The organism is Bacillus sp. A01H, from assembly GCF_045277205.1.
GTDB classification, from domain to species: Bacteria; Bacillota; Bacilli; order Bacillales; family Bacillaceae_G; genus Bacillus_A; species Bacillus_A paranthracis.
Window position 1 is genome coordinate 325,001 of the sequence record NZ_CP117702.1, and the last position, 24,173, is coordinate 349,173.

At 39.7% G+C, this 24,173-nt stretch carries 18 protein-coding genes, 3 rRNA genes and 1 riboswitch (1 of these 22 cut by a window edge); of the genes, 18 read left to right on the forward strand and 3 right to left on the reverse strand.

All coding sequences use genetic code 11. From position 1 onward, the window contains the following. The 15 genes from PSR14_RS01790 to purD all read left to right on the forward strand — a co-directional run. A 16S ribosomal RNA gene (locus tag PSR14_RS01790) occupies nucleotides 1-124 on the forward strand; it begins 1,428 nt to the left of the window's first position. 145 nt (nucleotides 125-269) lie between these two features. Then, a 23S ribosomal RNA gene (locus PSR14_RS01795) occupies nucleotides 270-3,192 on the forward strand. Nucleotides 3,193-3,241: 49 nt separating this feature from the next. Beyond that, nucleotides 3,242-3,357 (forward strand): 5S ribosomal RNA (gene rrf / locus PSR14_RS01800). The 16S, 23S and 5S rRNA genes sit together here, the layout of an rRNA operon. 580 nt (nucleotides 3,358-3,937) lie before the next feature. Beyond that, nucleotides 3,938-4,039, forward strand: a riboswitch (purine riboswitch). A 110-nt stretch (nucleotides 4,040-4,149) separates the two neighbouring features. Then, entirely contained in the window at nucleotides 4,150-4,635 is a 486-nt protein-coding gene (gene purE / locus PSR14_RS01805; protein WP_000839371.1) for a 5-(carboxyamino)imidazole ribonucleotide mutase, read from the forward strand. Then, nucleotides 4,632-5,783 (forward strand): 5-(carboxyamino)imidazole ribonucleotide synthase, encoded by a 1,152-nt coding sequence (gene purK, locus PSR14_RS01810; protein ID WP_098487273.1) that lies wholly within the window; start codon nucleotides 4,632-4,634, stop codon nucleotides 5,781-5,783. The genes purE and purK overlap by 4 nt, the downstream gene beginning before the upstream one ends. Beyond that, the gene (purB, locus tag PSR14_RS01815) at nucleotides 5,780-7,087 is read left to right on the forward strand and encodes an adenylosuccinate lyase (RefSeq protein ID WP_000625677.1); all 1,308 of its coding nucleotides are present in this window, start codon (nucleotides 5,780-5,782) and stop codon (nucleotides 7,085-7,087) included. Before purK ends, purB begins: the two co-directional genes overlap by 4 nt. Before the next feature lie 88 nt (nucleotides 7,088-7,175). After that, entirely contained in the window at nucleotides 7,176-7,895 is a 720-nt protein-coding gene (purC, locus tag PSR14_RS01820; RefSeq protein ID WP_098487272.1) for a phosphoribosylaminoimidazolesuccinocarboxamide synthase, read from the forward strand. After that, nucleotides 7,888-8,142, forward strand: a complete 255-nt coding sequence (gene purS / locus PSR14_RS01825) for a phosphoribosylformylglycinamidine synthase subunit PurS (protein ID WP_000278826.1) — start codon at nucleotides 7,888-7,890, stop codon at nucleotides 8,140-8,142. Before purC ends, purS begins: the two co-directional genes overlap by 8 nt. Then, nucleotides 8,139-8,822 carry a phosphoribosylformylglycinamidine synthase subunit PurQ gene (gene purQ / locus PSR14_RS01830; protein ID WP_000666779.1) on the forward strand — a complete coding sequence of 228 codons (684 nt, stop codon included), beginning with the start codon at nucleotides 8,139-8,141 and terminating at the stop codon, nucleotides 8,820-8,822. The genes purS and purQ overlap by 4 nt, the downstream gene beginning before the upstream one ends. Continuing rightward, nucleotides 8,806-11,025, forward strand: a complete 2,220-nt coding sequence (gene purL / locus PSR14_RS01835; RefSeq protein ID WP_000055583.1) for a phosphoribosylformylglycinamidine synthase II — start codon at nucleotides 8,806-8,808, stop codon at nucleotides 11,023-11,025. The genes purQ and purL overlap by 17 nt, the downstream gene beginning before the upstream one ends. Next, complete coding sequence (gene purF / locus PSR14_RS01840) at nucleotides 11,010-12,425, forward strand: amidophosphoribosyltransferase (protein ID WP_000879021.1); 1,416 nt, start codon at nucleotides 11,010-11,012, stop codon at nucleotides 12,423-12,425. Before purL ends, purF begins: the two co-directional genes overlap by 16 nt. Nucleotides 12,426-12,526: 101 nt before the next feature. Then, complete coding sequence (purM, locus tag PSR14_RS01845; RefSeq protein WP_001262431.1) at nucleotides 12,527-13,567, forward strand: phosphoribosylformylglycinamidine cyclo-ligase; 1,041 nt, start codon at nucleotides 12,527-12,529, stop codon at nucleotides 13,565-13,567. Further along, nucleotides 13,564-14,151 (forward strand): phosphoribosylglycinamide formyltransferase, encoded by a 588-nt coding sequence (gene purN, locus PSR14_RS01850; RefSeq protein WP_000088580.1) that lies wholly within the window; start codon nucleotides 13,564-13,566, stop codon nucleotides 14,149-14,151. Before purM ends, purN begins: the two co-directional genes overlap by 4 nt. A gap of 24 nt (nucleotides 14,152-14,175) precedes the next feature. Further along, the gene (purH, locus tag PSR14_RS01855) at nucleotides 14,176-15,711 is read left to right on the forward strand and encodes a bifunctional phosphoribosylaminoimidazolecarboxamide formyltransferase/IMP cyclohydrolase (protein ID WP_000745403.1); all 1,536 of its coding nucleotides are present in this window, start codon (nucleotides 14,176-14,178) and stop codon (nucleotides 15,709-15,711) included. 223 nt (nucleotides 15,712-15,934) lie between these two features. After that, nucleotides 15,935-17,206: a phosphoribosylamine--glycine ligase gene (purD, locus tag PSR14_RS01860; protein WP_001101951.1), complete on the forward strand. Its 1,272-nt coding sequence runs from the start codon at nucleotides 15,935-15,937 to the stop codon at nucleotides 17,204-17,206. Between the two features lie 37 nt (nucleotides 17,207-17,243). Here the strand turns inward: purD and PSR14_RS01865 are convergent, their stop codons facing one another. From PSR14_RS01865 to PSR14_RS01875, 3 genes are all read right to left on the reverse strand, one after another. Continuing rightward, on the reverse strand, nucleotides 17,244-17,408 hold the full coding sequence (locus tag PSR14_RS01865) for a toxin-antitoxin system HicB family antitoxin (RefSeq protein WP_001085171.1): 165 nt from the start codon (nucleotides 17,406-17,408) through the stop codon (nucleotides 17,244-17,246). Between the two features lie 16 nt (nucleotides 17,409-17,424). Next, nucleotides 17,425-18,270, reverse strand: coding sequence for an SPFH domain-containing protein (locus PSR14_RS01870; protein ID WP_000660683.1), 846 nt, complete (start codon nucleotides 18,268-18,270; stop codon nucleotides 17,425-17,427). 209 nt (nucleotides 18,271-18,479) lie between these two features. Continuing rightward, the gene (locus tag PSR14_RS01875; RefSeq protein ID WP_000812349.1) at nucleotides 18,480-18,857 is read right to left on the reverse strand and encodes a DUF2892 domain-containing protein; all 378 of its coding nucleotides are present in this window, start codon (nucleotides 18,855-18,857) and stop codon (nucleotides 18,480-18,482) included. Nucleotides 18,858-19,194: 337 nt separating this feature from the next. On the opposite strand from PSR14_RS01875, the gene PSR14_RS01880 reads away from it, so the two are divergent. From PSR14_RS01880 to ligA, 3 genes are read left to right on the forward strand one after another with little or no spacing between them, the layout of a single operon-like run. Then, on the forward strand, nucleotides 19,195-19,884 hold the full coding sequence (locus PSR14_RS01880) for a heptaprenylglyceryl phosphate synthase (RefSeq protein WP_000272089.1): 690 nt from the start codon (nucleotides 19,195-19,197) through the stop codon (nucleotides 19,882-19,884). A gap of 12 nt (nucleotides 19,885-19,896) precedes the next feature. Beyond that, nucleotides 19,897-22,140: a DNA helicase PcrA gene (pcrA, locus tag PSR14_RS01885; RefSeq protein ID WP_220779458.1), complete on the forward strand. Its 2,244-nt coding sequence runs from the start codon at nucleotides 19,897-19,899 to the stop codon at nucleotides 22,138-22,140. Nucleotides 22,141-22,155: 15 nt separating this feature from the next. Next, on the forward strand, nucleotides 22,156-24,165 hold the full coding sequence (gene ligA, locus PSR14_RS01890) for an NAD-dependent DNA ligase LigA (protein ID WP_000031440.1): 2,010 nt from the start codon (nucleotides 22,156-22,158) through the stop codon (nucleotides 24,163-24,165). The last annotated feature ends 8 nt before the right edge of the window (nucleotides 24,166-24,173 follow it).

Below are 24,173 nucleotides of genomic sequence, written 5' to 3' on the forward strand. Positions count from 1 at the left end.
TTTGTAACACCCGAAGTCGGTGGGGTAACCTTTTTGGAGCCAGCCGCCTAAGGTGGGACAGATGATTGGGGTGAAGTCGTAACAAGGTAGCCGTATCGGAAGGTGCGGCTGGATCACCTCCTTTCTATGGAGAATTGATGAACGCTGTTCATCAATATAAGTTTCCGTGTTTCGTTTTGTTCAGTTTTGAGAGAACTATCTCTCATATATAAATGTATGTTCTTTGAAAACTAGATAACAGTGTAGCTCATATTTTTTAATTTTAGTTTGGTTAAGTTAGAAAGGGCGCACGGTGGATGCCTTGACACTAGGAGTCGATGAAGGACGGGACTAACGCCGATATGCTTCGGGGAGCTGTAAGTAAGCTTTGATCCGAAGATTTCCGAATGGGGAAACCCACCATACGTAATGGTATGGTATCCTTATCTGAATACATAGGGTAAGGAAGACAGACCCAGGGAACTGAAACATCTAAGTACCTGGAGGAAGAGAAAGCAAATGCGATTTCCTGAGTAGCGGCGAGCGAAACGGAACATAGCCCAAACCAAGAGGCTTGCCTCTTGGGGTTGTAGGACATTCTATACGGAGTTACAAAGGAACGAGGTAGACGAAGCGACCTGGAAAGGTCCGTCGTAGAGGGTAACAACCCCGTAGTCGAAACTTCGTTCTCTCTTGAATGTATCCTGAGTACGGCGGAACACGTGAAATTCCGTCGGAATCTGGGAGGACCATCTCCCAAGGCTAAATACTCCCTAGTGATCGATAGTGAACCAGTACCGTGAGGGAAAGGTGAAAAGCACCCCGGAAGGGGAGTGAAAGAGATCCTGAAACCGTGTGCCTACAAATAGTCAGAGCCCGTTAACGGGTGATGGCGTGCCTTTTGTAGAATGAACCGGCGAGTTACGATCCCGTGCGAGGTTAAGCTGAAGAGGCGGAGCCGCAGCGAAAGCGAGTCTGAATAGGGCGTTTAGTACGTGGTCGTAGACCCGAAACCAGGTGATCTACCCATGTCCAGGGTGAAGTTCAGGTAACACTGAATGGAGGCCCGAACCCACGCACGTTGAAAAGTGCGGGGATGAGGTGTGGGTAGCGGAGAAATTCCAATCGAACCTGGAGATAGCTGGTTCTCCCCGAAATAGCTTTAGGGCTAGCCTTAAGTGTAAGAGTCTTGGAGGTAGAGCACTGATTGGACTAGGGGTCCTCATCGGATTACCGAATTCAGTCAAACTCCGAATGCCAATGACTTATCCTTAGGAGTCAGACTGCGAGTGATAAGATCCGTAGTCAAAAGGGAAACAGCCCAGACCGCCAGCTAAGGTCCCAAAGTGTGTATTAAGTGGAAAAGGATGTGGAGTTGCTTAGACAACTAGGATGTTGGCTTAGAAGCAGCCACCATTTAAAGAGTGCGTAATAGCTCACTAGTCGAGTGACTCTGCGCCGAAAATGTACCGGGGCTAAATACACCACCGAAGCTGCGGATTGATACCGAATGGTATCAGTGGTAGGGGAGCGTTCTAAGGACAGTGAAGTCAGACCGGAAGGACTGGTGGAGTGCTTAGAAGTGAGAATGCCGGTATGAGTAGCGAAAGACGGGTGAGAATCCCGTCCACCGAATGCCTAAGGTTTCCTGAGGAAGGCTCGTCCGCTCAGGGTTAGTCAGGACCTAAGCCGAGGCCGACAGGCGTAGGCGATGGACAACAGGTTGATATTCCTGTACCACCTCTTTATCGTTTGAGCAATGGAGGGACGCAGAAGGATAGAAGAAGCGTGCGATTGGTTGTGCACGTCCAAGCAGTTAGGCTGATAAGTAGGCAAATCCGCTTATCGTAAAGGCTGAGCTGTGATGGGGAAGCTCCTTATGGAGCGAAGTCTTTGATTCCCCGCTGCCAAGAAAAGCTTCTAGCGAGATAAAAGGTGCCTGTACCGCAAACCGACACAGGTAGGCGAGGAGAGAATCCTAAGGTGTGCGAGAGAACTCTGGTTAAGGAACTCGGCAAAATGACCCCGTAACTTCGGGAGAAGGGGTGCTTTCTTAACGGAAAGCCGCAGTGAATAGGCCCAAGCGACTGTTTAGCAAAAACACAGCTCTCTGCGAAGCCGTAAGGCGAAGTATAGGGGGTGACACCTGCCCGGTGCTGGAAGGTTAAGGAGAGGGGTTAGCGTAAGCGAAGCTCTGAACTGAAGCCCCAGTAAACGGCGGCCGTAACTATAACGGTCCTAAGGTAGCGAAATTCCTTGTCGGGTAAGTTCCGACCCGCACGAAAGGTGTAACGATTTGGGCACTGTCTCAACCAGAGACTCGGTGAAATTATAGTACCTGTGAAGATGCAGGTTACCCGCGACAGGACGGAAAGACCCCGTGGAGCTTTACTGTAGCCTGATATTGAATTTTGGTACAGTTTGTACAGGATAGGCGGGAGCCTTTGAAACCGGAGCGCTAGCTTCGGTGGAGGCGCTGGTGGGATACCGCCCTGACTGTATTGAAATTCTAACCTACGGGTCTTATCGACCCGGGAGACAGTGTCAGGTGGGCAGTTTGACTGGGGCGGTCGCCTCCTAAAGTGTAACGGAGGCGCCCAAAGGTTCCCTCAGAATGGTTGGAAATCATTCGTAGAGTGCAAAGGCATAAGGGAGCTTGACTGCGAGACCTACAAGTCGAGCAGGGACGAAAGTCGGGCTTAGTGATCCGGTGGTTCCGCATGGAAGGGCCATCGCTCAACGGATAAAAGCTACCCCGGGGATAACAGGCTTATCTCCCCCAAGAGTCCACATCGACGGGGAGGTTTGGCACCTCGATGTCGGCTCATCGCATCCTGGGGCTGTAGTCGGTCCCAAGGGTTGGGCTGTTCGCCCATTAAAGCGGTACGCGAGCTGGGTTCAGAACGTCGTGAGACAGTTCGGTCCCTATCCGTCGTGGGCGTAGGAAATTTGAGAGGAGCTGTCCTTAGTACGAGAGGACCGGGATGGACGCACCGCTGGTGTACCAGTTGTTCTGCCAAGGGCATAGCTGGGTAGCTATGTGCGGAAGGGATAAGTGCTGAAAGCATCTAAGCATGAAGCCCCCCTCAAGATGAGATTTCCCATAGCGTAAGCTAGTAAGATCCCTGAAAGATGATCAGGTTGATAGGTTCGAGGTGGAAGCATGGTGACATGTGGAGCTGACGAATACTAATAGATCGAGGACTTAACCATATAATATGTAGCAATGTTATCTAGTTTTGAAGGAATATGCCTTCAATAGTTTGGTGATGATGGCAGAGAGGTCACACCCGTTCCCATACCGAACACGGAAGTTAAGCTCTCTAGCGCCGATGGTAGTTGGGACCTTGTCCCTGTGAGAGTAGGACGTCGCCAAGCAAAAACCTAAGTCGTTTCGACTTAGGTTTTTTTGTGTTTATTTATATATATCAAATGACATAATCCGTAAATTTAGTAATCTTAATGAGAGAAAAGAATGAAAATGAGGCTATTGAGGGTAACTGTTATTTCTTACTACAAGTATATATTTTACATAATGAGAGTAAGAAAAGCGGGATGATATAAGAATGAAAATAAGTATTCAATCATTACAGTAATGAATGCGATACAAAGGAATAGAAACGATATGCTTTATTCCGCATTAACGGGCAGTAAGACCCCCACCTCAAATTTCAGCGGAAGCAAAGAAGCTAGGTGGGGGTCTTACTGCCCGTAAAAGCCCGATTGGTGAGGGTTGATTAAAGTTTCACTTTATATAAAAGCATACAGAATTAATATACAAACCGTTTTATGTATGGTAGATCTCTAGAAATATATATTCTAATTGCTTATCCTTCTTGTATATAGTTACAATTATTCTTTTGAATATAACTAAAACACGAACGTTATTGGTTAGTAATAAAAAAACATTCGATTATTTGTTGACATTGTTTATAAAATATTGTTAATATAGCCATAGAAAGAATAATATATAAGACCTCATATAATCGCGGGGATATGGCCTGCAAGTCTCTACCTAACGACCGTTATTCGTTAGACTATGAGGGAAAGTCACTCGGTATTTTTCTATTCACAAGGGATACGTATGCCTGAGTAGAGCGCTTTCTCTCATAGTAAAAGAGAAAATGTTCTATTTCAGGCTTTTTTTATTTGAATCGGGGGGATTCTAATATGAAATCACTAGTTGGAGTCATAATGGGAAGCACGTCAGACTGGGAAACAATGAAATATGCTTGTGACATTTTAGATGAATTAAATATACCGTATGAGAAAAAAGTTGTATCCGCTCATCGGACTCCGGATTATATGTTTGAATATGCAGAGACGGCTCGTGAACGTGGATTGAAGGTTATTATTGCTGGAGCTGGTGGAGCAGCGCATTTACCAGGAATGGTTGCAGCGAAGACGAATCTTCCTGTAATCGGAGTGCCAGTTCAATCAAAAGCGTTAAACGGCTTAGATTCATTATTATCCATCGTCCAAATGCCAGGAGGGGTTCCAGTTGCAACTGTTGCAATTGGTAAGGCTGGTTCAACAAATGCTGGTTTACTTGCTGCACAAATACTTGGATCATTCCATGATGACATATATGATGCATTAGAATTGAGAAGAGAAGCAATTGAAAAAGATGTGCGCGAAGGTAGTGAGCTAGTATGACGAGAATCATTTTACCTGGAAAAACAATCGGTATTATTGGAGGCGGCCAGCTAGGAAGAATGATGGCATTGGCAGCTAAGGAGATGGGATATAAAATTGCTGTTTTAGATCCTACAAAAAACTCACCATGTGCACAAGTTGCTGATATTGAAATTGTTGCATCATATGACGATTTAAAAGCAATTCAGCATTTAGCGGAGATCAGTGATGTTGTCACATATGAATTTGAGAATATTGATTATAGATGTTTACAATGGCTTGAAAAACATGCTTACTTACCGCAAGGCAGTCAGTTGTTAAGTAAAACACAAAATCGTTTTACAGAAAAGAATGCGATTGAGAAAGCAGGATTACCAGTAGCAACGTATAGATTAGTTCAAAATCAAGATCAGCTTACTGAAGCAATCGCTGAATTATCATATCCTTCCGTCTTAAAAACGACGACAGGCGGATATGATGGGAAAGGGCAAGTTGTTTTAAGAAGTGAGGATGACGTTGATACAGCGCGAGAGCTTGCGAATGCAGCAGAGTGTATTTTAGAGAAATGGGTGCCTTTTGAAAAAGAAGTATCAGTTATTGTCATTCGTAGTGTAAGTGGTGAAACGAAAGTATTTCCGGTAGCGGAAAATATTCATGTAAATAACATTTTGCATGAATCCATCGTTCCGGCTCACATTACAGAAGAACTTTCTCAAAAAGCTATTGCTTATGCAAAAGTGCTTGCGGATGAACTAGAACTTGTGGGAACACTAGCGGTAGAGATGTTTGTTACAGCTGATGGTAAGATTTACATTAATGAATTAGCACCAAGACCTCACAATTCAGGACACTATACACAGGATGCATGTGAAACGAGTCAATTCGGTCAACATATTCGAGCAATCTGTAATTTACCTCTTGGAGAAACAAATTTGTTAAAACCAGTTGTCATGGTAAACATTTTAGGCGAACATATAGAAGGGGTCCTAAGACAAGTGAATAGATTAACCGGGTGCTATTTACACTTGTATGGAAAAGAAGAAGCAAAAGCACAGCGGAAGATGGGGCATGTTAATATTTTAAATGATAATATTGAAGTCGCTCTAGAAAAAGCGAAGAGTTTGCATATTTGGGACCATCAAGAACAACTGTTGGAGGGAAAAAGATGATTAGTCGTTATACACGCCCAGAAATGGGTGCAATTTGGACGGAAGAGAACAAATTTAAAGCGTGGTTAGAAGTTGAGATTTTAGCTTGTGAAGCATGGGCTGAGCTTGGCGATATTCCGAAAGAAGATGTTAAGAAAATTCGTGAGCATGCATCATTTGATATTGATCGTATTTATGAAATTGAAAAAGAGACACGTCATGACGTAGTTGCATTCACTCGTGCTGTATCAGAAACACCAGCATTAGGCGAGGAACGTAAATGGATTCATTACGGTTTAACATCTACAGACGTAGTAGATACAGCGTTATCTTACATCTTAAAACAAGCGAATGAAATCATATTAAAAGACTTAGAAAACTTCGTAAGTATTTTAGCTAATAAAGCAAAAGAGCATAAATACACGATCATGATGGGAAGAACACACGGTGTTCATGCAGAACCAACAACATTCGGTTTAAAACTTGGTCTTTGGTATGAAGAAATGAAACGTAACGTAGAGCGTTTCAAACAAGCTGCTAATACAGTTCGTGTTGGTAAATTATCTGGTGCGGTTGGTACATATGCAAATATCGATCCATTCGTAGAAAAGTATGTTTGTGAAAACTTAGGATTAGAAGCAGCACCAATTTCAACACAAACATTGCAACGTGATCGCCATGCTCATTACATGTCAACACTTGCATTAATCGCAACATCTATTGAAAAGATGGCAGTTGAGATTCGTGGTTTACAAAAGAGTGAAACACGTGAAGTTGAAGAAGCTTTCGCAAAAGGTCAAAAAGGTTCTTCTGCAATGCCGCATAAGCGTAATCCAATTGGATCTGAAAATATGACTGGTTTAGCTCGTGTTATCCGCGGTTATATGATGACAGCTTATGAGAATGTTCCATTATGGCATGAGCGTGATATTTCTCATTCTTCAGCAGAACGCGTAATTTTACCAGATGCTACAATCGCGTTAAATTACATGCTAAATCGCTTTGGTAATATCGTTAAAAACTTAACTGTATACCCAGAGAATATGAAACGCAATATGACAAGAACATACGGCTTAATTTATTCTCAGCGCGTAATGCTTACATTAATCGATAAAGGTATGGTGCGTGAAGAAGCTTACGATATCGTACAACCTAAAGCGATGGAAGCTTGGGAAACACAAGTACAATTTAAAGAGCTTGTAGAAGCTGATGAGCGTATTACGAGCAAGTTAACACAAGAAGAAATTAATGAATGCTTCAACTATGAGCATCATATGCAACACGTTGATACAATCTTTGAACGCCTAGGATTAAACGAAGCGTAAAATTTCATATGGCACAGAATAGAGTCATTCTGTGCCATTCTTTATAAAAACATTATTCACATTTTTCAAACTACAGGGGGCTTGCGAAATGCAAAAGCTAGAATTGCTGTATGAAGGTAAGGCAAAAAGAATTTATCGTACAGAATCAGCAGATATGGTTTGGGTAGAGTACAAAGATAGTGCGACTGCTTTCAATGGGGAGAAAAAAGAGACGATTACAGGGAAAGGTCGTTTGAACAATGAGATTACAACTTTATTGTTCAGAAAGTTACAAGAAGTAGGAATTAAAACACACTTTGTTGAGAAGCTATCTGAAACAGAACAACTTGTTAAGAAAGTGAGTATTATTCCTTTAGAAGTTGTCACAAGAAATGTAATTGCAGGAAGTCTTTCAAAACGATTCGGAATGGAAGAGGGAACTGTACTTGCAGAACCAATCGTAGAATTTTACTTCAAAGATGATGATTTAGGAGATCCGCTTGTAACGGAAGATCATATTCGTGTATTAAACGTTGCATCGCCAGAGCAAGTAAGCGTATTACGAGATATGGCTCTACAAATCAATCAAGTGTTGATTGATCATTTCGCAAGCTGTCGTGTAAGATTAGTAGATTTCAAATTAGAGTTTGGTGTAACGGATGAAGGAGAAATCATTTTAGCAGATGAAATTTCACCAGATACTTGCCGTTTATGGGATGAAACGAGCAATGAGAAGTTTGATAAAGACGTATTCCGTCGTGATCTTGGAAATTTAACAGATGCTTATGAAGAGATTTTAAAACGTTTAGGGGGAATTTCACATGTATAAAGTTAAGGTATATGTAACATTAAGAGAAAGCGTATTAGATCCACAAGGAACAGCAGTAAAAGGAGCACTTCATAGCCTTTCATTCACAGAAGTACAAGATGTTCGAATTGGAAAGTACATGGAACTAACAATTGATAAATCGGTAACTGACTTAGATAGTAAGGTAAAGGAAATGTGTGAAAAACTATTAGCAAACGTTGTAATGGAAGACTTCCGTTATGAAGTTGAGGAGGTTGTCGCACAGTGAAATTTGCCGTAATAGTATTTCCAGGTTCGAACTGTGATGTCGATATGTTCCATGCAATTAAAGATGAGCTTGGCGAAGAAGTAGATTACGTTTGGCACGATACAGAGAATTTAGATGAATATGATGCAATTCTACTACCAGGTGGTTTCTCTTACGGTGACTACTTACGCTGCGGTGCTATTTCTCGCTTTGCAAATGCAATGAAAGCAGTACAAAAAGCTGCTGAGCAAGGAAAGCCAATTTTAGGTGTATGTAATGGATTCCAGATTCTTGTTGAATCAGGATTATTACCAGGAGCATTAATGAGAAATGAAAACTTAAAATTTATGTGTCGAACAGTTCAGTTACGTGTTGAAAATAATGAAACGATGTTTACATCACAATATGAAAAAGATGAAGTAATCAATATTCCAATTGCACATGGTGAGGGGAATTACTATTGTGATGAAGAGACTCTTAAACAATTAGAAGAGAATAATCAAATCGCATTCCGTTACGTAGAAAACCCGAACGGAAGCGTTTCAGATATTGCTGGTATTGTAAACGAAAAAGGAAATGTACTTGGTATGATGCCACACCCAGAGCGTGCTGTAGATGAATTACTTGGCGGTGCTGAAGGGTTAAAAGTCTTTCAATCTATCTTAAAACAGTGGAGGGAAACATATGTCGTTAATGCTTGAACCAAATCCAACACAAATTAAAGAAGAGCGCATATATGCGGAAATGGGGCTAACAGACGAAGAGTTTGCCATGGTTGAAAAGATTTTAGGCCGTCTGCCAAATTATACAGAAACAGGATTATTCTCTGTTATGTGGTCTGAACATTGTAGTTATAAAAATTCAAAACCAGTACTTCGAAAATTCCCAACAACAGGTGAGCGCGTCTTGCAAGGGCCTGGGGAAGGTGCTGGCATTGTAGACATCGGTGATAATCAAGCGGTTGTATTTAAAATGGAAAGTCATAACCACCCTTCTGCTATTGAGCCATATCAAGGAGCAGCAACAGGTGTTGGCGGTATTATTCGTGACGTATTCTCTATGGGAGCACGTCCAGTAGCTCTATTAAACTCACTTCGATTTGGAGAATTACAATCACCACGTGTGAAATACTTATTCGAAGAAGTAGTAGCAGGAATTGCAGGATACGGTAACTGTATCGGTATTCCAACGGTTGGCGGCGAAGTACAGTTTGATCCATGTTATGAAGGAAATCCACTTGTAAATGCAATGTGCGTAGGCTTAATTAACCACGAGGACATTAAAAAAGGGCAAGCGCACGGTGCTGGAAATACAGTAATGTACGTAGGAGCATCAACTGGTCGTGATGGTATCCACGGTGCAACATTCGCATCTGAAGAGTTATCTGAAAGCTCAGAAGCGAAGCGTCCAGCAGTTCAAGTAGGAGATCCATTTATGGAGAAACTTCTTATCGAAGCTTGCTTAGAACTTATTCAATCGGATGCACTTGTTGGAATTCAAGATATGGGTGCAGCTGGTTTAACATCATCTTCTGCAGAAATGGCAAGTAAAGCAGGCATGGGTATTGAAATGTACTTAGATGATGTACCACAGCGTGAAACAGGAATGACACCATATGAAATGATGCTATCTGAATCACAAGAGCGTATGTTAATTGTTGTGAAAAAAGGTAGAGAACAAGAGATAGTAGATTTATTTGAGAAGTATGGTCTTGCAGCCGTTACGATGGGGAAAGTAACGGAAGACAAAATGCTTCGTTTATTCCATAAAGGTGAAATGGTAGCTGAAGTACCAGCAGATGCTCTTGCAGAAGAAGCACCAATTTACCATAAACCATCACAAGAAGCAGCATATTTTGCTGAGTTCCAAGAAATGAAAATGGAAACGCCGAAAGTAGAAAACTATAAAGAAACGTTATTCGCTCTATTACAACAACCGACGATTGCAAGTAAAGAGTGGGTTTATGATCAATATGATTATCAAGTTCGCACAAGCACAGTTGTTACACCAGGTTCAGATGCAGCAGTTGTACGTGTACGCGGTACAGAAAAAGGATTAGCAATGACGACAGATTGTAACTCTCGCTACATTTATTTAGATCCAGAAGTGGGCGGTAAAATTGCAGTAGCAGAGGCAGCACGTAATATCGTATGTTCTGGCGGGGAGCCACTTGCAATTACAGATTGCTTAAACTTCGGTAACCCAGAAAAACCAGAAATCTTCTGGCAAATTGAGAAATCAGTAGATGGTATGAGTGAAGCTTGTCGCACATTACAAACACCAGTTATTGGCGGAAATGTATCAATGTATAACGAACGTAGTGGTGAAGCGGTATACCCAACACCGACAGTTGGGATGGTTGGACTTGTACACGATTTAAAACATGTAACAACACAAGAGTTTAAGCAAGCTGGCGATTTAGTTTATGTTATCGGAGAGACGAAAGCTGAGTTTGGTGGAAGTGAATTACAGAAAATGCTTCACGGCAAAATTTTCGGTCAATCACCAAGTATCGATCTAGACGTAGAATTAAAACGTCAAAAACAAGTATTAGCAGCCATTCAAGCTGGCCTTGTTCAATCTGCACATGACGTTGCTGAAGGTGGTTTAGCAGTTGCAATTTCAGAAAGTGCAATTGGTGCTAACGGCTTAGGTGCTACTGTGAAATTAGACGGGGAAGCAACAGCGGCATTATTTGCGGAATCACAATCCCGCTTCGTAATAACTGTAAAACGTGAAAATAAAGAAGCGTTCGAAAAAGCGGTAGAAGCAATTCAAGTTGGAGAAGTAACAAATACAAATGAAGTAACAATTCATAATGAAGAAAATGAAGTATTACTTACAGCAAATGTAGATGAAATGAGAAAGGCTTGGAAAGGGGCAATCCCATGCTTGCTGAAATAAAGGGGTTAAACGAAGAATGTGGCGTTTTCGGAATTTGGGGGCATGAAAATGCGGCACAAGTTTCATACTACGGATTGCACAGTTTACAGCACCGTGGACAAGAAGGCGCAGGCATTGTCGTAAATAATGGAGAAAAAATCGTCGGTCACAAGGGGTTAGGCTTAATATCAGAAGTGTTTTCAAGAGGAGAGCTAGAAGGATTGAACGGAAAATCAGCAATCGGACACGTACGATACGCGACGGCTGGTGGAAGTGAAGTGGCTAACGTTCAACCATTACTATTCCGTTTTTCTGATCATAGTATGGCATTAGCTCATAACGGGAATTTAATTAATGCCAAAATGCTTCGTCGTGAATTAGAGGCAGAGGGAAGTATTTTTCAAACAAGTTCAGATACAGAAGTACTTTTACATCTTATTAAACGTAGTACGAAAGATTCGTTAATTGAAAGTGTAAAAGAAGCTTTAAATAAAGTGAAAGGTGCGTTTGCATATCTTTTACTAACTGGAAATGAAATGATTGTTGCGCTAGATCCAAATGGATTCCGTCCCCTTTCAATTGGAAAGATGGGAGATGCTTACGTTGTAGCATCAGAAACATGTGCTTTTGATGTAGTAGGTGCAACATACATTCGTGATGTAGAACCGGGTGAATTACTTATCATTAATGATGATGGAATTCACGTAGATCGTTTTACAAATGATGTAGAACATGCAATTTGCAGTATGGAATACATTTACTTCGCACGCCCAGATTCAAATATCGCTGGTGTTAATGTCCATGCAGCACGTAAAAACATGGGGAAACGTCTGGCGGCAGAAGCTCCTATTGAAGCTGATGTTGTTACTGGTGTACCAGACTCTAGCATTTCAGCAGCAATTGGTTATGCGGAGGCGACAGGCATTCCATATGAGTTAGGATTAATTAAAAATCGTTACGTTGGACGTACGTTTATTCAACCTTCTCAGGAACTGCGAGAGCAAGGGGTTAAGATGAAGCTTTCAGCAGTAAGAGGTGTGGTTGAGGGGAAACGAGTTGTTATGATTGATGATTCTATCGTACGAGGAACAACGAGTAAACGAATTGTTCGTATGCTTCGCGAGGCTGGAGCGACAGAAGTTCACGTAAGAATAGCTTCACCACCTTTGAAATATCCATGTTTCTATGGCATTGATATTCAAACGAGAAAAGAATTAATTGCAGCAAATCATACGGTAGAAGAAATTCGTGAAATGATCGGTGCAGACTCATTAACATTTTTAAGTGAAGATGGATTAGTAGATGCAATTGGACGTCCATATGAAGGGAAATACGGTGGCCTTTGTATGGCGTACTTCAATGGAGATTATCCAACAGCTCTTTATGATTATGAGCAAGAGCTTTTAGAAAGTATGAAATAAGAAGAAAAAAGCTTCTACTTCTTTTGATGTAGAAGCTAGCTTCTTTCTTAAAACGGCCCGCACAGGATAGGGAGAAATTAAAAGACGAGGTGTAAATAACGATGGCGAATGCATATAAGCAAGCAGGAGTAGATATTGAAGCTGGATATGAAGCGGTATCTCGCATGAAAAAACACGTACAAACAACAATGAGAAAAGAAGTACTAGGCGGTTTAGGCGGTTTTGGAGGTATGTTTGATCTATCAAAATTTGCATTAGAAGAACCTGTATTAGTATCTGGAACAGATGGCGTGGGAACGAAATTGATGCTCGCTTTTATGGCAGATAAACATGACACAATTGGTATTGATGCAGTAGCAATGTGTGTAAATGATATTGTTGTCCAAGGAGCAGAGCCGCTTTTCTTCCTTGATTATATTGCTTGTGGTAAAGCTGAACCTAGTAAAATTGAAAACATCGTCAAAGGTATATCAGAGGGCTGTCGCCAAGCAGGTTGTGCTTTAATTGGTGGAGAAACAGCTGAAATGCCAGGAATGTATTCTACAGAAGAATACGATTTAGCTGGTTTTACAGTTGGGATCGTTGATAAAAAGAAAATTGTAACAGGTGAAAAAATTGAAGCTGGTCACGTATTAATTGGCTTGGCATCTAGCGGTATTCATAGTAACGGTTATTCTTTAGTACGAAAAGTATTACTAGAAGATGGAGAGCTATCTTTAGATCGCATTTACGGACGCTTAGAGCTACCTCTTGGTGAAGAATTATTAAAACCAACGAAAATTTATGTCAAACCTATTTTAGAACTATTGAAGAAATATGAAGTATACGGTATGGCACATATTACAGGTGGCGGATTCATTGAAAATATTCCACGTATGTTACCAGAAGAAATCGGTGCAGAAATTGAATTAGGATCTTGGGAAATTCAGCCGATCTTTAGTTTACTTCAAGAAGTTGGCAAGCTGGAAGAGAAAGAAATGTTCAATATTTTTAACATGGGTATTGGTATGGTAGTAGCGGTGAAGGAAGAAGATGCAAAAGATGTTGTTCGTCTTCTTGAAGAGCAAGGAGAAACTGCTCGTATTATTGGACGCACTGTACAAGGAGCTGGCGTTACTTTTAATGGAGGCACAGCGCTATGAGTAGATTAGCAGTTTTTGCTTCTGGAAGCGGATCTAACTTTCAATCTCTCGTTAATGCAGTAGAAGAAAAAAGATTGGATGCAGAAATTAGTTTATTAGTATGTGATAAACCAGAAGCACGCGCTGTTGGGCGAGCACATTATCATCATATCCCGTGTTTCGCTTTTTCAGCGAAAGCATATGAGTCAAAAGAAGCGTTTGAAAAAGAGATATTAAAGAAGCTAGAAGAGTATGAAATTGATTATGTTATTTTAGCTGGATATATGCGTTTAATTGGACCAACTTTACTAGAAGCTTACGGCGGAAGGATTATTAATATTCATCCATCACTATTACCGAGTTTTCCAGGGAAAGATGCTGTTGGTCAAGCGTTAGAAGCAGGTGTGAAAGTAACTGGAGTAACGATTCATTATGTAGACGCAGGTATGGATACAGGGCCAATTATTGCACAAGAAGCAGTAGTTGTTTCTGAAGGGGATACGAGAGAAAGCTTACAAAAGAAAATTCAACAAGTTGAACATAAATTATACGTAAATACAGTGAATCAAATTGTTCAATCTACGAAAGAACCAACTGTTAACTAACATACAACCAGGGGTGAAGGGTAAATGAAAAAGCGTGCATTAGTAAGTGTTTCAGATAAAACAGGAGTAGTAGAATTTGTTAAAGGTTTACTAGAACAAGGGATCGAAGTTATATCAACAGGTGGTACGAAAAAATTACTAGAAGAAAACGGCTTACAAGTAATCGGTATTTCTGAAGTAACTGGTTTCCCAGAAATTATGGATGGTCGTGTGAAAACATTACATCCAAATATTCATGGTGGTCTATTAGCAGTTCGTGATAATGAAACGCATGTAGCACAAATGAATGAGTTAGGTATAGAGCCAATTGATTTTGTTGTCGTTAACTTATACCCATTCAAAGAAACAATCGCTAAGCCTGATGTAACATTTGCTGATGCAATTGAAAATATTGATATCGGTGGCCCGACAATGATTCGCTCTGCTGCGAAAAATCATAAATTCGTATCTGTAATTGTAGATCCAGTAGATTATGATGTTGTATTAGCTGAATTAAAAGAGAACGGTGAAGTAGCAGAGGAAACAAAACGTAAACTAGCAGCAAAAGTATTCCGTCATACAGCAGCATATGATGCACTAATTTCTAATTACTTAACAGAGCAAATGGGTGAAGAAAGTCCTGAAACATTAACTGTGACATTTGAGAAAAAGCAAGACTTACGTTATGGCGAGAACCCACATCAAAAAGCAACTTTCTATAAAGCGCCATTCGCAGCAACTTCTTCTGTTGCATACGCAGAACAATTACACGGTAAGGAATTATCGTATAACAATATTAATGATGCAGACGCAGCGCTTAGCATCGTGAAAGAATTTACAGAACCAGCAGTAGTAGCGGTAAAACATATGAATCCATGTGGTGTTGGAGTAGGTACGGATATTCATGAAGCATACACACGTGCTTATGAAGCGGATCCAGTATCCATTTTTGGAGGCATTATTGCAGCGAATCGTGAAATTGATAAAGCTACAGCTGAAAAGTTACATGAAATTTTCTTAGAAATTATTATTGCACCTTCTTTCTCAAAAGAAGCTTTGGAAGTATTGCAAAGTAAGAAAAACTTACGTTTACTAACTGTAAATATTGAAAAATCGACAAGCGCGAGCAAAAAACTAACTTCTGTACAAGGTGGCCTTCTCGTTCAAGAGGAAGATACGTTATCATTAGATGAAAGTACAATTTCAATTCCAACAAAACGTGAACCTTCAGAGCAAGAATGGAAAGATTTAAAATTAGCTTGGAAAGTTGTAAAACATGTGAAGTCAAATGCAATTGTTTTAGCGAAAGATGATATGACAATTGGTGTCGGTGCGGGACAGATGAACCGTGTAGGTTCTGCAAAAATCGCAATTACACAAGCTGGTGAAAAAGCACAAGGTAGCGCGCTTGCATCTGATGCTTTCTTCCCAATGCCAGATACATTAGAAGAAGCAGCAAAAGCAGGAATTACAGCAATCATTCAACCAGGCGGATCAATCCGTGATGAAGATTCTATTAAAGTGGCGGATACATATGGGATTGCTATGGTGTTCACTGGCGTACGTCATTTCAAACACTAATAGAGGATATTTAAAAAGTCCGGTTAAGATCACCTTCGCATGTCGTCGTTGCAATGCCAGTGCGGTACTCATGTAGGAAAACTACACTCCGTGTCCTCCTGGCAAATGCGCCTCGACCTGCTCGGTTCTCTTAATCCTCCTTTTTAAACTTTGATTGATATGAAAAAACAAACTAGGAGCATAGCTTCTAGTTTGTACTTATTTAAATATTGGGGGATGAAATATGAATGTTTTAGTAATTGGCCGCGGTGGGCGTGAGCATGCTTTAGCTTGGAAGTTTGCACAATCTGAAAAAGTAGAAAAGGTATATGTAGCACCAGGTAATGAAGGTATGCGTGATGTTGCAACACCAATTGATATTGATGAAAATGATTTTGATGCATTAGTTTTATTTGCGAAAGAGAATCATGTTGAGTTAACTTTCGTTGGACCAGAAATTCCACTTATGAATGGAATTGTTGATCGTTTTAAAGAAGAGGGACTTCGCGTATTTGGTCCGAATCAAGCGGCTGCTGTTATTGAAGGTAGTAAAGCTTTTACAAAAGAGCTTATGAAAAAATATAATATTCCAACTGCAGCGTACGAAACTTTTACAGACTATGAAGAAGCAGTAAAGTACATTGAAAAGGTTGGTGCACCAATTGTTATTAAGGCAGACGGTTTAGCGGCTGGTAAAGGTGTAACGGTAGCAATGACACTTGAAGAGGCATTACAAGCTGTGAAAGAAATGCTGCAAGATGTAAAGTTCGGGGAAGCGAGTAAGAAAGTTGTTATTGAAGAGTTTTTAGATGGACAAGAATTTTCATTAATGGCATTTGTGAATGGAACAACTGTACATCCGATGGTAATTGCACAAGATCATAAACGAGCTTTTGATGGTGATAAAGGTCCAAATACTGGCGGAATGGGTGCATATTCTCCAGTACCACAAATTTCGGAGTCAGCAGTTCAAGAGGCGATTGAAACGGTGTTACATCCAACTGCTAAAGCGATGATCCAAGAAAATCGATCGTTTACAGGAATTTTATATGCGGGACTTATTTTAACAAATGATGGTCCAAAGGTAATTGAATTTAATGCACGTTTTGGCGATCCTGAAACTGAAGTTGTATTACCCCGTTTAGAAAATGATTTAGTGGATGTATGTAACGCTGTATTAGATGAAAGTGAGTTAACGTTACAATGGTCAGAGGAATCGGTAATTGGTGTTGTGCTTGCTTCGAAAGGATACCCGGAAGCATATAAAAAAGGTGAAATTATTAAAGGGCTAGATGCATTGCAAGATGTAATTGTTTTCCATGCGGGTACAGCAATGAAACATGGTGACTTTGTGACAAACGGTGGCCGTGTACTATTTGTTGCTTGTAAGGCGAATAGTTTACAAGAAGCAAAAGATAAAGTATATAAAGAAATCGGTAAAATTGAGAGTGATGGTCTATTTTACCGAAGTGATATAGGATATCGTGCAATTGGGCATGAGATGACGAGAAATTAATATGTGAAAAATCCCGCTGATTCCTCAGCGGGATTTTTTATGCATCTTTATCCTTTTTTAATTTCCCTTTTTGCTTTGCCATTTCTCGAAGTAAATATTCGATGTGTGCATTGACGCTACGAAACTCATCATTCGCCCATTTTTCGATGACTGCGTGTAATTCAGGATCAATACGTAATGGAAAGCTTTTCTTTTTAGCCATAAGGATTTACAACCTTTTAGTATAGGCTTCCTGTATTAATAACTGGTTGCGCACCTTTGTCTGAAACGATGGCAACTAATAAGTTGTTCACCATATTTGCTTTACGCTCGTCATCGAGTTCTAGTACGCCTTCTTCATCTAACATATGGATTGAATCTTTTGCCATCTTCACAGCACCTTCAACAATCTCTTTTCTAGCAGCTAATACTGCTTTTGCTTGTTGACGTTGTAGCATTGCATGGGCAATTTCTGTTGCGTAAGCTAAATGTGTTAAACGAGTTTCTAATACTTCTACGCCAGCAATTTCAAGGCGTGCTTCTAACTCGCGTTTTAATTCTTCAGAGATTTCTTCAGTGTTTCCACGTAACGTAATGCAAGTTTCATCTTGAAAATTGTCATAAGGATATTTCGTTGCAACGTGGCGGATTGCCGTTTCGCTTTGAATTTCTACAAATCGATCATAATGTTCAACGCCGAACATTGCTTTTGCAGAATCAACAACCTTATATACGATAACAGCTGCAATTTCAATTGGGTTGCCGTCGACATCATTTACTTTTAATTTTTTACTATTAAAGTTTTCAACACGTAACGATACAGTTTGACGGAACGCGAACGGAATCGTTAAAAATAAACCGTTTTGACGAATTGTTCCTAAATAATTACCGAAAAACGTAATGACTTTTGCTTGATTTGGCTGAACAATCCCGATACCTGTAGCAAGAACTGCAGCTAAAATAATAGTTAATGCTGCTCCTATGAAAATTTCTTGTACAAGGAAAAATACACCGATAGCGGCTAAAATTAAAATTCCAATAATCCCAAGAAAACCATTAACGTAAAATACTTGTTTTTCTTTCATATGATCGCCTCCTGATATAAAAATGATATCACTTTTATATCATTTTAAGCAAGGGGTTTACACCTAATTTTCTGAATTTTATTGATTATGTATATTTAAATACTTAAAATAAGAATGTATGTTCTGTTTCGTGGTAAAATAAAGAAGACTTAACCGCCCACTGCAGCAGCTAAGTCCCTTTGAGAGCATCTTACATCGTGACAAATGATTCAAAGCGGTTTTGCCAGGATTATATCTTCAATCGCTGACTCAATCTCTTTGTCAGAAGCGTCATAACTTCCATTTGACTGTGGTTTGTCGTGATTGGAGGTTTGATTCGCTTCTTCTTTAGTATGTCCCTTTTTAGCAAAATCCATGCTAGGCATTTTAAATGCCCCCATATTCATGTATTTTCCGAATTTCCACATCTCAACAATAGGGCAGAAACGAACAATTCCCTCTGCAACTTTCATTGCACCAATCCATAGCAAAATGTTAGACCAAGTGCACCAAGGTTTGCGCACGAGTTTCGTTGCACTACAACCAAAGAGGACAAGTCCGAGTGTAATTCGAATTAGGGCATTTATTGTACCGATATTTTGCTTCATTAGAAAAACACTCCTTTTTATGAAAGTTGAAATAGATAATACTATTTCTTTTATTAGTATCCCTTTTGATTTTTCGGATATGTAATCCAACATTTGACGTGGAAAAAGATGTTGGAATGTGCGTGTGTGTAAGTAACTTTTTTTGTTATAATGAAAGAATGCATAAAAGGAACTTCAAAATTAAATCCTCTAGTTTAAAAAATATGGAAGAGGTAATTCCAAACTTAATTCTCCGTTTTAAACAAATATTTAAGATGAAGTTAAAACAATAATGATGAAAATAAACTGTTATTTTAAACAGAAATATATACAACTTGAGAAAAGAAAGGGTGTTTTCATGTACGATATTTCCGGATGGAAACATGTATTTAAGCTTGATCCGAATAAGGAATTAAGTGACGAACATTTAGAAATGATTTGTGAGTCTGGAACAGATGCTGTTATTGTAGGCGGAAGTGATGGGGTGACAATTGATAATGTACTACACATGCTAGTTAGCATTCGTAGATATGCAGTTCCTTGTGTGTTAGAGGTTTCTGATGTGGAAGCAATTACACCAGGATTCGATTTTTATTATATCCCAAGCGTTTTAAATAGCCGAAAGGTGGAATGGGTAACAGGCGTTCATCATGAGGCTTTGAAAGAATTTGGGGATATTATGGATTGGGACGAAATTTTTATGGAAGGATATTGTGTTTTAAATCCTGAAGCGAAAGTAGCCCAGCTTACAGATGCAAAGTGTGATGTAACAGAAGATGATGTGATTGCATACGCGCGTTTAGCAGACAAGCTATTACGTTTACCGATATTTTATTTAGAATATAGCGGTACGTATGGAGATGTTGAACTTGTTAAAAATGTGAAAGCAGAATTGAAACAAGCTAAGTTATATTATGGCGGCGGTATTTCTAATGCTGAACAGGCGAAGGAAATGGCGCAGCATGCTGATACAGTAGTTGTCGGAAATATTATTTATGATGATATAAAAGCAGCGTTAAAAACGGTTAAAGCAGTAAAAGGAGAGTAGGTGCAGGCGTATATGAGTATGACAGATAGATTATTAAATGGTTTAAATCCGCAGCAACAAAAAGCAGTACAAACAACGAACGGACCACTTCTATTAATGGCAGGCGCAGGTAGTGGTAAAACACGCGTGTTAACACATCGTATTGCGTATTTACTCGGTGAAAAAGGAGTAGCGCCATGGAATGTACTAGCTATTACCTTTACAAATAAAGCCGCTCGTGAAATGCGCGAGCGTATTGATACACTTGTCGGACCAGAAGCTGAAGATATTTGGATTTCTACGTTCCACTCTATGTGTGTACGTATTTTACGACGTGATATCGATCGCATTGGTATTAATCGTAACTTTACAATTTTAGATTCAGGTGATCAGTTAACTGTAGTCAAAAAAATTATGAAAGAGCGCAATATTGATCCGAAGAAATTTGAACCGCGCTCTATTTTAGCTGGTATTAGTAATGCGAAAAATGAATTGTTATCTGCGGATAAATATGCGAAGAAAATTACAATTGCTGATCCGTATGAAAAATTAACGAGCGATGTATATACAGAATATCAAAAACGTCTTTTGAAAAATAACTCATTAGACTTTGATGATTTAATTATGACGACGATTCAACTATTTGAACGTGTTCCAGAAGTACTAGAGTTTTATCAGCGCAAATTCCAGTATATTCACGTGGATGAGTATCAAGATACGAACAAAGCGCAGTACCTTCTTGTTAAACATTTAGCAGCACGTTTTAAAAATTTATGTGTTGTAGGTGACTCAGATCAGTCAATTTATCGCTGGCGTGGTGCGGACATTTCCAACATTTTGTCATTCGAAAAAGACTATGAGAATGCGCAAGTTATCCTGTTAGAACAAAATTATCGTTCGTCACAAAATATTTTAAATGCAGCGAATGCGGTTATTGAAAGAAATACGAATCGTAAACCGAAGAAATTATGGACAGATAATGAAGTTGGAAACAAAATTTCGTATTATCGTGCTGCAACCGAAAAGGACGAAGCATACTTTGTTGCGAAAAAAATTCGCGACGATATTCAAATGGGAAAACGAAAATATACTGATTTTGCAGTGTTATATCGTACAAATGCGCAGTCTCGTATGGTCGAGGAGATTTTCCTGAAATCTAATATTCCTTACAAAATTGTCGGCGGTACGAAGTTCTACGACCGTAAAGAGATTAAAGACATTTTGGCGTATTTACGCTTAATTGGGAATCCAGATGATGAGATTAGTTTCGCACGTATTATTAACGTGCCAAAGCGTGGAATTGGTGCGACTTCTATCGACAAAATTATTAATTACGGTGTACAAAATGGAATTTCATTAACAGCTGTATTCGATGAGATTGAGCATGTTGGAGTAAGTGCAAAGGTTACAAAGGCAGTAAAGGAATTCGCAGGTTTATTACACAACTGGGTAAATATGCAAGAGTATTTATCTGTTACAGAATTGGTAGAAGAAGTCATTGAGAAAACAGGCTATCGCGACATGTTGAAAAACGAGCGTACGTTAGAAGCAGAAGGTCGTCTAGAGAACTTAGATGAGTTTTTATCTGTTACGCAAACATTTGAATCTCAAAGCGAAGATAAGAGTCTTGTTGCATTCTTAACAGACTTAGCACTTGTTGCAGATATTGATCGTGTAGATGAAGACCCAACTGCTGGTGAGGAAGTTATTTTAATGACGATGCATTCAGCGAAAGGACTAGAATTCCCAGTTGTCTTTATTGTTGGTTTAGAGGAAGGAATATTCCCGCATACTCGTTCTCTAATGGAAGAAGATGAAATGCAAGAAGAGCGTCGTCTTGCTTATGTCGGTATTACTCGTGCAGAAGAAGAGTTGTATTTATCCAATGCACAAATGCGTACATTATTTGGTAGAACAAGTATGAATGCCGCATCTCGATTTATTACAGAAATCCCGACAGAACTAGTGGAATCATTAAATGAAACAGCGCCGAAGCGTGAAACTTCGTTTGGTGCAAAAGGAAGAGTGGCAAGTAGCAGTAAAACGACAACTACAACACGTTCTCGTTCAGCTTTCGCGCGTCCTGCAGCTAAGACGACAGGCGGCGAACAAATCGGCTGGGCAGTAGGCGATAAAGCTTCCCACCAAAAATGGGGAATCGGTACAGTTGTAAGTGTAAAAGGTGAAGGTGATGCAAAAGAATTAGATATTGCGTTCCCAAGCCCAATTGGTGTTAAACGCTTGTTAGCAAAATTTGCACCTGTGACGAAACAATAGGAAAGGAATGAGGATATGTCAAAAGAGATAGCAAAAAAACGTATAGAAGAACTACGTGATTTGTTAAATACATTTAACTATCAATATCACGTGTTAGACAATCCTTCTGTTTCTGATGCGGAGTATGACCGTAATATGCAGGAGCTTATAAAATTAGAAGCAGAGAACCCAGAGTTTATGAGTGAAGATTCTCCCTCCGTTCGCGTTGGGGGAACGGTTCTTGATATATTTGAAAAAGTAACACACAAGTCACCGATGTTAAGTTTAGGAAATGCATTTAACGAAGGAGATTTACGTGATTTTGACCGACGAGTACGTCAAGGAATTGATGATGCGAATGTAAGATATATATGCGAATTAAAAATTGACGGACTTGCTGTTTCACTTCATTATGAAAAAGGACGCTTCATTCAAGGGGCAACACGTGGTGATGGTGTAACAGGTGAAGATATTACCCAAAATTTAAAAACGATTAAAGCAATCCCGCTTCGTTTAAATGAAGAAGTAACGTTAGAGGCACGAGGCGAAGCTTATATGCCGAAGCGTTCATTCGTTAAGTTAAATGAAGAAAAAGAGCAAAATGGTGAAGATGTATTTGCGAATCCGCGTAATGCGGCAGCAGGTTCAATCCGCCAACTTGACCCGAAAATTGCAGCGAAGCGTAACTTATCTATGTTTGTATACGGTCTTGCGAATGTAGAAGAAAAAACAATCCTATCACATAGTGAATCGCTTGATTTCTTAGGTGAACTTGGATTCAAAACAAATCCAAATCGACGCACATGTGAAACAATTGAAGAAGTTATAGCTTATGTAGAAGAATGGCAAGAAAAACGTCCGCATCTTGATTATGAAATTGATGGGATCGTTATAAAAGTAGATGATGTTGCTCTTCAAGAAAGTCTAGGCACTACAGCAAAGAGTCCAAGATGGGCAATTGCTTATAAATTCCCAGCTGAAGAAGTTGTAACAAGATTAACAGGCATTGAATTAAGTGTTGGTCGTACAGGGGTTGTAACACCGACTGCAGAGCTAGAGCCAGTGCGAGTGGCTGGTACGATCGTTCGTCGTGCTTCTTTACATAACGAAGATTTAATTCGTGAAAAAGATATTCGAATTGGTGACTACGTTGTTGTGAAGAAGGCTGGAGATATTATTCCTGAAGTTGTGAATGTTATTTTCGATAAGCGTACTGGTGAGGAAGAAGAATATCATATGCCAACGCATTGCCCAGCATGTGAGAGTGAACTAGTTCGTTTAGAAGAAGAGGTAGCACTTCGTTGTATAAATCCAACTTGTCCTGCTCAAATTCGAGAAGGGTTAATCCATTTCGTTTCAAGAAATGCAATGAATATTGATGGACTTGGAGAACGTGTCATTACACAACTCTTTGAGGCAGATTATATTCGTACATTTGCTGATTTATATTCGTTGACGAAAGAGCAATTATTACAGCTAGAACGATTTGGAGAAAAATCAGCAACGAATTTAGTACAAGCAATTGAGAATTCTAAAGAAAACTCATTAGAGCGATTATTATTCGGTCTTGGTATTCGCCATGTTGGAGCGAAAGCGGCACGTACATTTGCAGAGCATTTCGAAACGATGGATGCGCTTGTGAAGGCAACGGAAGAAGAACTAAAAGCAATTAATGAAATTGGTGAAAAAATGGCTCAATCCGTAGTAACGTATTTCGATAATGAAGACGTATTAGAGTTATTACAACAATTTAAAGAATACGGCGTGAACATGACATATAAAGGCATGAAAATTGCTGATTTACAAAACGTTGAGTCGTACTTCGCAGGAAAAACTGTCGTTTTAACAGGGAAATTAGAAGTTATGGGACGTAGTGAAGCGAAGAAAAAGATTGAGGCATTAGGTGGAAAAGTAACAGGAAGTGTTAGTAAAAGTACAGATTTAGTTGTTGCAGGTGAAGCGGCGGGTTCGAAATTAGCACAAGCGGAGAAACATAATGTCGAGGTTTGGAATGAAGAGAGGTTCTTACAAGAGCTAAATAAGTAAGAGGTGCA

What these genes read in the sequence shown, in the direction of transcription:
- purM (WP_001262431.1), top strand. Translation starts at nt 12,527, where the DNA reads ATGGCGAATGCATATAAGCAAGCAGGAGTAGATATTGAAGCTGGATAT.
- PSR14_RS01880 (WP_000272089.1), top strand. Translation starts at nt 19,195, where the DNA reads ATGTACGATATTTCCGGATGGAAACATGTATTTAAGCTTGATCCGAAT.
- pcrA (WP_220779458.1), top strand. Translation starts at nt 19,897, where the DNA reads ATGAGTATGACAGATAGATTATTAAATGGTTTAAATCCGCAGCAACAA.
- PSR14_RS01865 (WP_001085171.1), bottom strand. Translation starts at nt 17,408, where the DNA reads ATGGCTAAAAAGAAAAGCTTTCCATTACGTATTGATCCTGAATTACAC.
- purD (WP_001101951.1), top strand. Translation starts at nt 15,935, where the DNA reads ATGAATGTTTTAGTAATTGGCCGCGGTGGGCGTGAGCATGCTTTAGCT.
- purN (WP_000088580.1), top strand. Translation starts at nt 13,564, where the DNA reads ATGAGTAGATTAGCAGTTTTTGCTTCTGGAAGCGGATCTAACTTTCAA.
- ligA (WP_000031440.1), top strand. Translation starts at nt 22,156, where the DNA reads ATGTCAAAAGAGATAGCAAAAAAACGTATAGAAGAACTACGTGATTTG.
- purC (WP_098487272.1), top strand. Translation starts at nt 7,176, where the DNA reads ATGCAAAAGCTAGAATTGCTGTATGAAGGTAAGGCAAAAAGAATTTAT.
- purE (WP_000839371.1), top strand. Translation starts at nt 4,150, where the DNA reads ATGAAATCACTAGTTGGAGTCATAATGGGAAGCACGTCAGACTGGGAA.
- PSR14_RS01870 (WP_000660683.1), bottom strand. Translation starts at nt 18,270, where the DNA reads ATGAAAGAAAAACAAGTATTTTACGTTAATGGTTTTCTTGGGATTATT.
- purH (WP_000745403.1), top strand. Translation starts at nt 14,176, where the DNA reads ATGAAAAAGCGTGCATTAGTAAGTGTTTCAGATAAAACAGGAGTAGTA.
- purL (WP_000055583.1), top strand. Translation starts at nt 8,806, where the DNA reads ATGTCGTTAATGCTTGAACCAAATCCAACACAAATTAAAGAAGAGCGC.
- purB (WP_000625677.1), top strand. Translation starts at nt 5,780, where the DNA reads ATGATTAGTCGTTATACACGCCCAGAAATGGGTGCAATTTGGACGGAA.
- PSR14_RS01875 (WP_000812349.1), bottom strand. Translation starts at nt 18,857, where the DNA reads ATGAAGCAAAATATCGGTACAATAAATGCCCTAATTCGAATTACACTC.
- purS (WP_000278826.1), top strand. Translation starts at nt 7,888, where the DNA reads ATGTATAAAGTTAAGGTATATGTAACATTAAGAGAAAGCGTATTAGAT.
- purK (WP_098487273.1), top strand. Translation starts at nt 4,632, where the DNA reads ATGACGAGAATCATTTTACCTGGAAAAACAATCGGTATTATTGGAGGC.
- purF (WP_000879021.1), top strand. Translation starts at nt 11,010, where the DNA reads ATGCTTGCTGAAATAAAGGGGTTAAACGAAGAATGTGGCGTTTTCGGA.